Here is an 11,128-nt window from a genome sequence, read left to right as displayed (position 1 = left end):
GGCGGGCGTCCGGGTGTTCCGCTTTGACTGACTCAACAAACGCCTTTGCCGCTTCTACGCCGTCCGTATGGGCGAGCAGCGTAATGAAGCGGCTTTTTTTGATCTCTTCGACGACGCTAACCGGCGCCGCAGGGATTAACCAACTGTCCATTACGCCAGTTTCAAATCCCGCGTCATGTTTTCGATATTGTTTTCGTGGACCACCACGTTGTCTTCAATACGAATACCGCCGAACGGTTTCAGTGCTTCAATTTTCTGCCAGTTGAAGTGCTTGCTGAACTGTCCTTCACGCCACGGTGCCAACAGAGATTCAATGAAGTAAATGCCCGGTTCGATGGTCAGAACCATGCCTGGTTGCAGTACGCGGGTGCAACGCAGGTAAGGATACTTCGACGGCGCGGCCAGATGAGTACCGCTGTCATCCTGCATAAAGCCTGCGACATCATGTACCTGCAGACCCAGCGGGTGACCAATACCGTGCGGCATAAACGGCCCGGTAAGATCGTTTTCCACCATCGCTTCTTCACTCATACCGGTGATGATTTGATGCTTACGCAGCAGCTTCGCGATGCGCTGATGGAACTGAATGTGATAATCCACGTAGCTGGTGCCTGCTTTCATGGTGGCAATCAGCGCCAGCTCTTCGTCGTTAACGTCTTTCACCAGATGCGCATAGTCATTGTCGCTTTTCGCCGACCAGGTACGCGTCAGATCTGCCGCATAACCGTTGTATTCCGCACCAGCATCGAGCAGGAAGCTGCGGATTTCAGACGGTGCCTGATGATCCAGCTTGGTGTAATGAAGAACCGAAGCATGCTCGTTAAGCGCCACGATGTTGCTGTATGGCACGTCGGTGTCGCGGTGACCGGTGGCAGTCAGGTAAGCGAGGTTGATGTCAAACTCGCTCATTCCGGAACGGAACGCTTCTTCTGCTGCACGGTGTCCATTTACCGCCATTTTCTGCGCTTCGCGCATACAGGCCAGTTCGTATTCCGTTTTATAGGCGCGGTAATAATGCAGGTAGTCGATCACCCCTTTCGGGTTGATGTTGCTGGCCGCGATGTCCAGTTGCAGCGCACGTTCCGGAACCGGGCCGATGTAACCGATATTGCCGCGAGCAGCAGGCAGTTGGCTACCGATACCATCCGCTTTCGGCAGCGCGATGATCTCGATTTCTTCCGTCCAGAAAGAGGTTGGTAGCGGCTCAACGTTGTGCCAGTAATCGACCGGCAGGTAGAACCACAGTTTCGGCTTGTTTACGCCATCCACCAGCAACCAGCAGTTAGGAACCTGTGTTACAGGCACCCAGGCTTTAAATTGTGGATTGACCTTAAACGGATATGGATGATCGTCGAGAAAGACGTTAACAAGTTCGCCAGAGTGAATAAGTAACGCATCCAGTTTGAAGCGTTCCAGCGCGTCGCGCGTCCGTTCCTGTAAGGTAACGATATGATTTTTATAGAGTGCGGCCAGCGATTCCATTTTCTATCCTTCTGTTTTTTGACCTCAAGTCTCCGCATCTTAGCACATCGCTTTGTGAGTGCGTGATTTCTGCCGAGCGTGATCGAATCGTCATTTCTTTAATCATTTATTTGCATTTTATTAACATAAAACACACACTTCGATTCATCTGGTATGACCAGATCACCTTGCGGATTCAGGAGACTGACATGCTTTACAAAGGCGACACCCTGTACCTCGACTGGCTGGAAGATGGCATCGCCGAACTGGTGTTCGATGCCCCTGGTTCGGTCAATAAACTCGACACGGCCACCGTTGCCAGCCTGGGCCATGCGCTTGATGTGCTGGAAAAACAACCGAATTTAAAAGGACTGCTGCTGCGTTCTAACAAAGCAGCCTTTATTGTTGGTGCCGATATCACCGAATTCCTTTCACTGTTCCTCGTGCCTGAAGAACAACTGAGCCAGTGGCTGCATTTTGCCAACAGCGTCTTTAATCGCCTCGAAGATCTGCCTGTTCCGACCCTTTCAGCGGTAAACGGCTACGCGCTGGGTGGCGGCTGCGAGTGTGTTCTGGCAACCGATTATCGTCTGGCAACGCCGGACCTGCGCATTGGCCTGCCGGAAACCAAGCTGGGCATTATGCCGGGCTTTGGCGGCTCTGTGCGTATGCCACGTATGCTGGGTGCGGACAGCGCGCTGGAAATTATTGCGGCAGGTAAGGATGTTGGTGCTGAGCAGGCGCTAAAAATCGGCCTGGTCGATGGCGTAGTGAAGCAAGACAAACTGCTTGATGGCGCGATAGCGGTATTACGTCAGGCGATTAACGGCGACCTCGACTGGAAGGCCAAACGTCAGCCGAAGCTGGAGCCGTTGAAACTCAGCAAAATTGAAGCGGCTATGAGCTTTACCATCGCTAAAGGCATGGTGGCACAGACGGCAGGGAAGCATTATCCCGCGCCGATTACCGCGGTAAAAACCATTGAAGCAGCGGCCCGTTTTGGCCGTGAAGAAGCGCTGAATCTGGAAAATAAAAGCTTTGTTCCACTGGCGCACACCAGTGAAGCTCGCGCGCTGGTTGGGATCTTCCTTAACGATCAGTTCGTCAAAGCCAAAGCCAAAAAACTCACCAAAAATATTGAAGCACCGAAGCAAGCTGCGGTGCTGGGCGCGGGCATTATGGGCGGCGGCATCGCTTACCAGTCAGCCTGGAAAGGCGTGCCGGTTGTCATGAAAGATATCAACGACAAATCATTAACGCTGGGTATGACCGAAGCGGCCAAGCTGCTGAACAAACAGCTTGAGCGCGGCAAAATTGACGGTCTGAAAATGGCGAGCGTGATTTCCACTATTCATCCAACCCTCGACTATAGCGGTTTTGAGCGTGTGGACGTGGTGGTTGAAGCTGTCGTGGAAAACCCGAAAGTGAAAAAAGCGGTACTGGCAGAAACCGAAGATCAGGTACGCCCGGACACCGTACTGGCTTCAAATACCTCCACCATCCCAATCAACGAGCTGGCCAGCGCGCTCAAGCGCCCGGAAAACTTCTGTGGGATGCACTTCTTTAACCCAGTACACCGCATGCCACTGGTTGAGATTATTCGCGGCGAGAAAAGCTCGGATGAAACCATCGCCAAAGTTGTCGCCTGGGCAAGCCAGATGGGCAAAACCCCAATTGTGGTCAACGACTGCCCCGGTTTCTTCGTGAACCGCGTGCTGTTCCCGTATTTTGCCGGTTTCAGCCAGCTGCTGCGCGATGGGGCGGATTTCCGCAAAGTCGACAAAGTCATGGAAAAACAGTTTGGCTGGCCGATGGGCCCGGCTTATCTGCTGGACGTGGTGGGAATTGATACCGCACATCACGCGCAGGCAGTGATGTCCGCAGGCTTCCCTCAGCGTATGCAGAAAGATTATCGCGACGCGATAGACGCCCTGTTTGATGCGAACCGTTTCGGACAGAAAAACGGTCTTGGATTCTGGCGTTATAAAGAAGACAACAAGGGCAAGCCGAAGAAAGAAGAGGATGCCACCGTTGACGATCTGCTGGCAGAAGTCAGCCAGCCGAAACGCGACTTCAGTGATGAAGAGATTATCGCTCGCATGATGATCCCAATGGTCAACGAAGTGGTGCGTTGTCTGGAAGAAGGCATTATCGCCAGCCCGGCAGAAGCCGACATGGCGCTGGTGTATGGCCTGGGCTTCCCTCCGTTCCACGGCGGCGCGTTCCGCTGGCTGGATACGCTCGGCAGCGCGAAGTATCTCGATATGGCCCAGCAGTATCAACACCTCGGAGCGCTGTATGAAGTTCCGGCTGGTCTGCGTGATAAGGCGCGCCATAACGAACCGTATTATCCCCAGGTTGAGCCTGCCCGCCCGGTTGGCAGCCTGAAAACGGCTTAAGGAGTCACAATGGAACAGGTTGTAATTGTTGATGCGATCCGTACCCCGATGGGCCGTTCGAAAGGGGGCGCGTTTCGTAACGTGCGGGCAGAAGATCTCTCCGCACACTTAATGCGTAGCCTGCTGGCGCGAAATCCTGCGCTGGAGCCATCCGCGCTTGATGATATTTACTGGGGCTGTGTGCAGCAAACGCTGGAGCAGGGTTTCAACATCGCCCGTAACGCCGCGCTGCTGGCGGAAGTTCCTCACTCCGTTCCAGCCGTCACGGTCAACCGCCTGTGCGGTTCGTCCATGCAGGCGCTGCACGATGCGGCACGCATGATCATGACCGGCGATGCTCAGGCGTGCCTGATTGGCGGCGTGGAGCATATGGGCCATGTGCCAATGAGCCACGGCGTTGATTTCCATCCGGGCATGAGCCGCAACGTGGCAAAAGCCGCGGGAATGATGGGTCTGACTGCGGAAATGCTCTCTCGCATGCACGGCATCAGCCGTGAAATGCAGGATGCTTTCGCCGCACGTTCACATGCTCGCGCCTGGGCTGCAACACAGTCTGGCGCATTTAAAAACGAAATCATCCCGACCGGCGGCCATGATGCCGACGGCGTGCTGAAGCAGTTTAACTACGATGAGGTTATCCGCCCGGAGACAACCGTTGAAGCGCTCTCCACCCTGCGCCCGGCGTTCGATCCGGTTAGCGGAACGGTCACTGCCGGTACCTCCTCCGCACTCTCCGACGGCGCTGCGGCGATGCTGGTCATGAGCGAAAGTCGCGCCCGTGAGCTGGGTCTGACGCCGCGTGCCCGTATTCGTTCGATGGCTGTTGTTGGTTGCGACCCTTCAATCATGGGTTACGGCCCGGTTCCGGCCTCAAAACTGGCGCTGAAAAAAGCGGGACTCTCCACCAGCGATATCGGTTTGTTTGAGATGAACGAAGCCTTTGCCGCTCAGATCCTGCCGTGCATTAAAGATCTGGGGCTGATGGAGCAGATCGATGAGAAGATCAACCTCAACGGCGGGGCGATCGCTTTGGGCCATCCGTTGGGTTGCTCTGGGGCGCGTATCAGCACCACCCTGCTCAATCTGATGGAACGTAAAGACGTACAGTTTGGCCTGGCGACGATGTGTATCGGGTTAGGCCAGGGCATCGCGACGGTATTTGAGCGAGTTTAATCAAAGCATGCCGGGGGCGATTCGCTTGCCCGGCCTACGAAATGTTATCTCAAAGCCATTGGTGCCAGAACAAGGCGGCAAGTGAATGAATCCCGATGAGCTTACGTATAGTAAGTGATTCGGGTGAATGAGCGCAGCCAACACAGTTATGGTGCCAATGGCGAAGAGAGAAAGTTTAGTTGCCGTTCTTCCCGCCTGTCAGGGGCGGGTTTTTTATTTCTCTGAACTACCACGTACCACTAACTGCACCGGCAACAGCAGATTCTCTTCCTGATTTTCTTCCAGCAATAAACGCAGCGCTTCACGCCCCAATTGTTGTTTATCAACCGCAATGGTGGTGAGTGGTGGATGTGACCAGGCCGCAGCATCGATATCATCAAACCCAACCAGCGCAAGATCTTCCGGGATACGTATACCCTGCTGCGCACACACCCGTTGAACAACCAGCGCTGCCGCATCGTTATAGGCAAAAATAGCGTCGGGCGGCTCTGGCAGACTGAGCAATTCATTCACCGCCTCCACCAAAGATTGCTCGGTATCCAGCAGCGGCGGCGCAATAGCTTCATACTCTGGCGGCATCAGCAAACGGGCCTCATACAATGCCTGACGGTAACCCTTCTCGCGCTGACGGATGCTGTAGTGCGCAAGCGTGCTGGCAAGAAAAGCAATACGGCTGCAACCTTGTGCAATCAAATGTTGTGTAGCCAGGTAACCGCCCTGGGTGTTGTCCGGATTCACGCAAGGCAGGCCCGGCGCCCAGAGATCCACCAGCACCAACGGCAGCTTCATCTGTTGCAGCAAGCCAAGTAATTCAGGCTCAAAAAATCCGGCACAGATCAGCGCATCAGGCTGGTGCAGCAGCACCTGCTCACTCACTGCATCGCCTGGACCAATGGAGAGAAAGCTCAGCGCAATACCATGGTCACGACAGTTATCTTCTATGCCCAGCAGCAGTTGAGAGTAAAACGGCAATGCCCGGCTGATATTGTGCTGGCGGTGAAGCAAAAACAGGACGCGTTTGATCTTGTCAGTGCGCAGACGGGAAAAATCATAACCCTGCTGCTGCGCCACAGAAATAATGCGCAGCCGGGTGTCTTCACGCAGCCCCGGCTGCCCTTTTAGGGCGCGGGAAACAGCACCAACTGAAACACCACAAGCTTCGGCAATATCTCTGATACGTACAGGTTTTGTCATTTCACTCTCATTGATTCTACTATGGCTTGTTGCGCCCCCAGCCAGGCCGCACCGCGTACGCCGCTGCTGTCGCCGTGGCGGGCCCGAACGATCGGTGTGCGGCACTGCTTACCAAATACGTACTGCGCCACTCGCGCCTGTAAACCCGAATACAGTAAATCGATATTGGATACCCCGCCCCCAAGCACGATAACATCGGGATCGAGCGTATTCACCACGCCCGCCAATGCACGCGCCAGTTGATCGCAATAGCGTTCCCATACAAAGCAGGCATCCGCATCACCCGATTCTACCTGTTGCATAATTTGTGGCACACCCACATGCTGCGCGGTGTGATTCATGTACTGACGTTCCAGACCGCTACCGGAAATAAAGCTCTCAATACAGTTCAACTGTCCGCAATAGCATCTCACTCCAGCCCCGTCCTGAGATTCGTGGTAGCGCGGCAATGCATTATGCCCCCACTCTCCTGCGCAGGCGTTAGGTCCAGAGATCAAGCGGTTATCGATGCATAGTCCACCGCCGCAACCGGTACCGAGGATCACGCCAAATACCACGCTATGCCCGTGTCCGCTACCGTCCATCGCTTCCGACAAGGTAAAGCAGTTGGCATCATTGGTAACCGGCACGGGCATTCCTGATGCTCGCTCAAGGTCTTGCGCAAAGGCCTGTTGATTGAGCACCAGGATGTTCGAATTCTTAATCAAACCTTCGCTATCCACCGCGCCTGGCACCCCAACGCCAACCGATAAAGGCTGATTAACGGCCAGTCTGGCCTTAACAATCATCTCCGTCACGGCCTGGAAAAAATCACCGTAACTCTGCTTTGGTGTCGCGCATCGCTCGCGGTAAACAATTTCCCCCGCGTTATCAATCACCACCGCTTCGATTTTAGTCCCGCCAATATCCAGTCCGAGTCTCATGGTCTTCCTCGTTTGCGCCTCGCAATTTGATTGTGTCTAGTTTGCCAATTTTGTTTACTAAACAAAAAGAGACCTGTCACAAAAGCTAAGTTTTGTGATTAATAGATAGGAAAAACATGTTTACTAAAAAACGTGGTGAAAAAGAGAAACAACGAGACCGGGCTTGCACCCTGTTAGAAGAAGTAAGGTTGGTGATGAATGCGCCGGAAGGACTCCGGCGCACAGCGCTTAAATGAACGCGAAAGCGTCGCCAAACAGGCGATCTTCACGCGCACTTCGCTCATTACAGAAGAGATCGCGCGCGATTTTGGCCATTTCAAAACGCCCGGCAATGTAGATATCATGCTCCGCCAGAGTACCGTAATCCTGCAATACTGCCGTTAACACAGTTCCCGTACGACCACGCCAGCCGTCTTCAGGCTGTTCCACCACCGGCTCAACGCGCAGATTCGGGTGGTTCACAGACAGCGCTTCCAGCTCGGAGAGATCGTAGAGATGCTTCTCCTCGCGACCGCCCCAGTAAATGGTGATATCGCGATTTGGATTACGCGCCAGCGCGGTAAGCAGAATAGAACGCACGTAAGAGAACCCTGTACCACCGGCAATCAGGATCAGCGGGCGCTCGTCTTCGTCACGCAGCCAGGCTTCGCCATGCGGAATGTCGACCTTGATTTCCCGGTCTTTCAGAATACGGTCCATCACGGCCATGGCGTAAAGATTTAGCTCAGAGGCGCCAACGTGCAGCTCAATGAATCCTTGCTCGTCCGGCGTTGATGCCATGGAGAACGGACGCTTATCCCTTTCATCCATCACGACCATTAAATACTGGCCAGCACGAAAGGAAAACGCCGCGTCTGGCACTAAACGAACGCGATATACGGTGTCAGTGATAGCTTCTACCGAGGTCACTTTACAGCTTAAGGTTGTCATGCGCTCTCTCTGTCGGATCAATAGGCAAAACGATCGCGCCTCAGGCGCTTTTGCCGTCATTAAAGATGGCCAGTTCATCCCAAATTGCGTCAATGCGCGCAGTCACTTCAGGATCTTTTTTAATCGGACGTCCCCATTCACGTTGGGTTTCGCCCGGCCATTTATTTGTGGCATCCAGCCCCATTTTTGAACCAAGGCCGGAAACCGGCGAGGCAAAGTCCAGGTAATCAATTGGCGTATTCTCTACCAGTACCGTATCCCGGGCCGGGTCCATACGGGTAGTAATTGCCCAAATCACATCATTCCAGTCGCGTGCGTTGACGTCATCATCGCAAACAATAACAAATTTGGTGTACATAAACTGACGCAAAAACGACCAAACACCCATCATGACGCGTTTGGCATGGCCAGCGTACTGTTTTTTCATCGTCACGACGGCCAGGCGATAAGAACAGCCTTCCGGAGGTAGATAAAAATCGACGATTTCCGGGAACTGCTTTTGCAGAATAGGCACGAAGACTTCGTTCAGCGCCACGCCGAGCACCGCGGGTTCATCTGGCGGGCGTCCGGTATAGGTAGAGTGATAAATTGCATCTTCACGCTGGGTAATGTGCGTGACGGTAAAGACCGGGAAGCTATCTACTTCGTTGTAGTAGCCGGTATGATCGCCATACGGCCCTTCCGGAGCCAGCTCGCCCGGTTCAATGTACCCTTCCAGCACGATTTCTGCGCTGGCAGGCACTTCCAGGTCGTTGGAAATACATTTAACCACTTCGGTCTTGGTTCCGCGCAACAGCCCGGCAAATGCGTACTCGGATAATGTATCAGGGACCGGCGTCACGGCCCCCAGAATGGTCGCAGGATCTGCTCCTAACGCCACAGAAACCGGGAAGCGTTCGCCCGGATGCGCTGCGCACCACTCCTGGTAATCAAGCGCGCCGCCGCGATGGGACAGCCAGCGCATAATGAGCTTGTTTTTGCCAATCAGCTGCTGACGATAGATGCCCAGATTCTGCCGCTCTTTATGCGGACCACGCGTCACGGTGAGCCCCCAGGTAATCAGCGGCGCGGCATCTTCCGGCCAGCAGGTCATAATCGGAATGCGGTTTAAATCAACGTCATCGCCCGAGTAGATTTTTTGCTGACAAGGTGCACCGCGCAACCGCTTAGTCGGCATGTTCAACACCTGCTTAAACTGCGGCAGCTTATCAAACAGATCGCGGAATCCTTTCGGTGGCTCTGGCTCTTTCAAAAACGCCAACAGTTTACCGACTTCTCGTAGCGCCGAGACATCTTCTTGTCCCATCCCCATCGCAACACGCTTTGGTGTGCCAAACAGGTTACACAGCACCGGCATTGAATAGCCTTTCGGATTCTCAAACAGTAACGCAGGCCCACCGGCACGCAGAGTGCGATCGGCAATTTCAGTAATTTCCAGATGGGGATCCACCTCAAGCGAAATGCGTTTGAGCTCGCCCTGCTGTTCAAGCAGCGTCAGGAAGTCGCGTAAATCGTGATATTTCATGGCGTCCATTGTGGCCTCTTCGTAAGCGCTTCATTATACGGCGTTCATCATTGTGATGCTGTATTTTTGTTAAATTAGCGTGAACTCTGGCGATACATATAAGCCCCGGGCGTATATACCCATTGGGTTTCAGCCTGCGTTGAGGTGGGTATAATTAACTTAACGCATGGCTTTTGCTATGCTTGCGCTCAGAACAAGCGGATAAGAGTTATTATGCAATCCTGGTATTTACTGTACTGCAAACGTGGGCAACTTCAGAGAGCCCAGGAACACCTGGAAAGACAGGCGGTGAACTGCCTGACGCCTATGATCACCCTGGAAAAAATAGTGCGCGGTAAACGTACCACAGTCAGTGAACCACTATTCCCTAATTACATGTTTGTCGAGTTCGACCCGGAAGTGATCCACACCACCACTATCAATGCCACGCGTGGTGTCAGCCATTTCGTCCGTTTTGGCGCGACGCCTGCGACCGTCCCTTCTCCCGTTATTCACCAGCTTTCTATCTACAAGCCTGAAGGTATTGTGGACCCGCAAACTCCTCAGCCAGGGGACAGCGTGATTATTACTGAAGGGGCATTTGAGGGGCTAAAAGCGATCTTCACCGAGCCGGATGGCGAAGCGCGTTCCATGCTACTGCTTAACCTGTTGAATAAAGAAGTTAAGCAGAGCGTGAAAAATACCGGTTTTAGAAAAATTTAAGCCGTTTAGAAGGTCACTTCGAACAACGTTCGGACGTTAGCATCAATGGTTGCTGACAGCCATTGAGGATCTTCTCCGCGCCAGTGGGCAATACGCTCAAGAATATGTGGCAGGTGCGCCGGTTCATTGCGCCGTGACGTCGGTTTAGGCGTTAAGTCGCGAGGAAGGAGGTAAGGCGCATCGGTTTCGATCAGTAGTCTTTCTACCGGAATAAACGGCAGCAGTTCCCGCAGTTCCATCCCCCGACGCTCATCACAGACCCAGCCGGTAATACCAATATAAAGCCCTCGGTCCACACAGTCCTGCATCTCCTGCCGCGTTCCGGTAAAACAGTGCAGCACCGCGCCCGGGAGACTATCCAGCCACGGCTCCAGCAACGTCAGAAAACGCTCATGGGCTTCCCGACAATGCATGAAAATCGGCATCTGCAGTTCAGCGGCAATGCGCAGTTGTGCCTCAAAAGCACGTTCCTGCTCCTGTGGCGTGGAGAAATTGCGATTGAAATCCAGACCGCACTCGCCAATAGCGACCACCTCAGACTGGTTTGCCAGCGCGATAATCTCGTCTTCCGTTGAGGATTGCCATTGGCTACTGTCATGCGGGTGCACGCCAGCCGTGGACCAGCAATGCGGATAATGTTGCGCCAACTTCAGCGCCTGCTGGCTTTCGTGCAGGTTTGTTCCGGTCAGAAGCATACCGTTTACGCCCGCAGCAAAGGCGCGCGCCACAACATCATCCCTGTCTTTCGCAAATTGTGAACTGGTTAAATTAACGCCAATATCAAACATGCTACCTCCCATATGACAACCGCCCTGACGGGC

General features: G+C 53.8%; 9 protein-coding genes and 1 pseudogene. 3 read left to right on the top strand and 7 right to left on the bottom strand.

Annotated features, from left to right (window positions below; all coding sequences use genetic code 11):
* Both FDW94_RS12210 and pepQ read right to left on the bottom strand, forming a co-directional pair.
* Nucleotides 1-151, bottom strand: a pseudogene (locus tag FDW94_RS12210) (IMPACT family protein); the annotation flags it as partial.
* Complete coding sequence (gene pepQ / locus FDW94_RS12205; RefSeq protein WP_137377657.1) at nt 151-1,482, bottom strand: Xaa-Pro dipeptidase; 1,332 nt, start codon at nt 1,480-1,482, stop codon at nt 151-153. The gene pepQ and the pseudogene FDW94_RS12210, both read right to left, overlap by 1 nt.
* A gap of 188 nt (nt 1,483-1,670) precedes the next feature.
* On the opposite strand from pepQ, the gene fadB reads away from it, so the two are divergent.
* Both fadB and fadA read left to right on the top strand, forming a co-directional pair.
* Nucleotides 1,671-3,860: a fatty acid oxidation complex subunit alpha FadB gene (gene fadB, locus FDW94_RS12200; protein WP_137377656.1), complete on the top strand. Its 2,190-nt coding sequence runs from the start codon at nt 1,671-1,673 to the stop codon at nt 3,858-3,860.
* 9 nt (nt 3,861-3,869) lie between these two features.
* Nucleotides 3,870-5,033 (top strand): acetyl-CoA C-acyltransferase FadA, encoded by a 1,164-nt coding sequence (gene fadA, locus FDW94_RS12195; RefSeq protein ID WP_003828895.1) that lies wholly within the window; start codon nt 3,870-3,872, stop codon nt 5,031-5,033.
* 213 nt (nt 5,034-5,246) lie between these two features.
* On the opposite strand, the gene FDW94_RS12190 is transcribed toward fadA, so the two are convergent.
* The 4 genes from FDW94_RS12190 to ubiD form a co-directional block, all read right to left on the bottom strand.
* On the bottom strand, nt 5,247-6,227 hold the full coding sequence (locus FDW94_RS12190; protein WP_137377655.1) for a LacI family DNA-binding transcriptional regulator: 981 nt from the start codon (nt 6,225-6,227) through the stop codon (nt 5,247-5,249).
* Nucleotides 6,224-7,150, bottom strand: coding sequence for an ROK family protein (locus FDW94_RS12185; RefSeq protein WP_137377654.1), 927 nt, complete (start codon nt 7,148-7,150; stop codon nt 6,224-6,226). Before FDW94_RS12185 ends, FDW94_RS12190 begins: the two co-directional genes overlap by 4 nt.
* Before the next feature lie 228 nt (nt 7,151-7,378).
* Nucleotides 7,379-8,080 (bottom strand): NAD(P)H-flavin reductase, encoded by a 702-nt coding sequence (gene fre, locus FDW94_RS12180; RefSeq protein ID WP_003828903.1) that lies wholly within the window; start codon nt 8,078-8,080, stop codon nt 7,379-7,381.
* A gap of 40 nt (nt 8,081-8,120) precedes the next feature.
* Nucleotides 8,121-9,614 (bottom strand): 4-hydroxy-3-polyprenylbenzoate decarboxylase, encoded by a 1,494-nt coding sequence (gene ubiD, locus FDW94_RS12175; protein ID WP_003828905.1) that lies wholly within the window; start codon nt 9,612-9,614, stop codon nt 8,121-8,123.
* Between the two features lie 204 nt (nt 9,615-9,818).
* Here ubiD and rfaH point away from each other — a divergent pair, with 204 nt between their 5' ends.
* Nucleotides 9,819-10,307, top strand: a complete 489-nt coding sequence (gene rfaH, locus FDW94_RS12170; protein WP_003017881.1) for a transcription/translation regulatory transformer protein RfaH — start codon at nt 9,819-9,821, stop codon at nt 10,305-10,307.
* A 5-nt stretch (nt 10,308-10,312) separates the two neighbouring features.
* Here the strand turns inward: rfaH and tatD are convergent, their stop codons facing one another.
* Nucleotides 10,313-11,095 (bottom strand): 3'-5' ssDNA/RNA exonuclease TatD, encoded by a 783-nt coding sequence (gene tatD, locus FDW94_RS12165; protein ID WP_137377653.1) that lies wholly within the window; start codon nt 11,093-11,095, stop codon nt 10,313-10,315.
* Nucleotides 11,096-11,128 lie beyond the last annotated feature (33 nt).

This window comes from Citrobacter sp. wls757 (genome assembly GCF_005280935.1).
Taxonomy (GTDB): Bacteria; Pseudomonadota; Gammaproteobacteria; order Enterobacterales; family Enterobacteriaceae; genus Citrobacter; species Citrobacter portucalensis.
This window is presented reverse-complemented; position numbering and strand designations above follow the sequence as displayed.

What these genes read in the sequence shown, in the direction of transcription:
- pepQ (WP_137377657.1), bottom strand. Translation starts at nt 1,482, where the DNA reads ATGGAATCGCTGGCCGCACTCTATAAAAATCATATCGTTACCTTACAG.
- fadB (WP_137377656.1), top strand. Translation starts at nt 1,671, where the DNA reads ATGCTTTACAAAGGCGACACCCTGTACCTCGACTGGCTGGAAGATGGC.
- fadA (WP_003828895.1), top strand. Translation starts at nt 3,870, where the DNA reads ATGGAACAGGTTGTAATTGTTGATGCGATCCGTACCCCGATGGGCCGT.
- FDW94_RS12190 (WP_137377655.1), bottom strand. Translation starts at nt 6,227, where the DNA reads ATGACAAAACCTGTACGTATCAGAGATATTGCCGAAGCTTGTGGTGTT.
- FDW94_RS12185 (WP_137377654.1), bottom strand. Translation starts at nt 7,150, where the DNA reads ATGAGACTCGGACTGGATATTGGCGGGACTAAAATCGAAGCGGTGGTG.
- fre (WP_003828903.1), bottom strand. Translation starts at nt 8,080, where the DNA reads ATGACAACCTTAAGCTGTAAAGTGACCTCGGTAGAAGCTATCACTGAC.
- ubiD (WP_003828905.1), bottom strand. Translation starts at nt 9,614, where the DNA reads ATGGACGCCATGAAATATCACGATTTACGCGACTTCCTGACGCTGCTT.
- rfaH (WP_003017881.1), top strand. Translation starts at nt 9,819, where the DNA reads ATGCAATCCTGGTATTTACTGTACTGCAAACGTGGGCAACTTCAGAGA.
- tatD (WP_137377653.1), bottom strand. Translation starts at nt 11,095, where the DNA reads ATGTTTGATATTGGCGTTAATTTAACCAGTTCACAATTTGCGAAAGAC.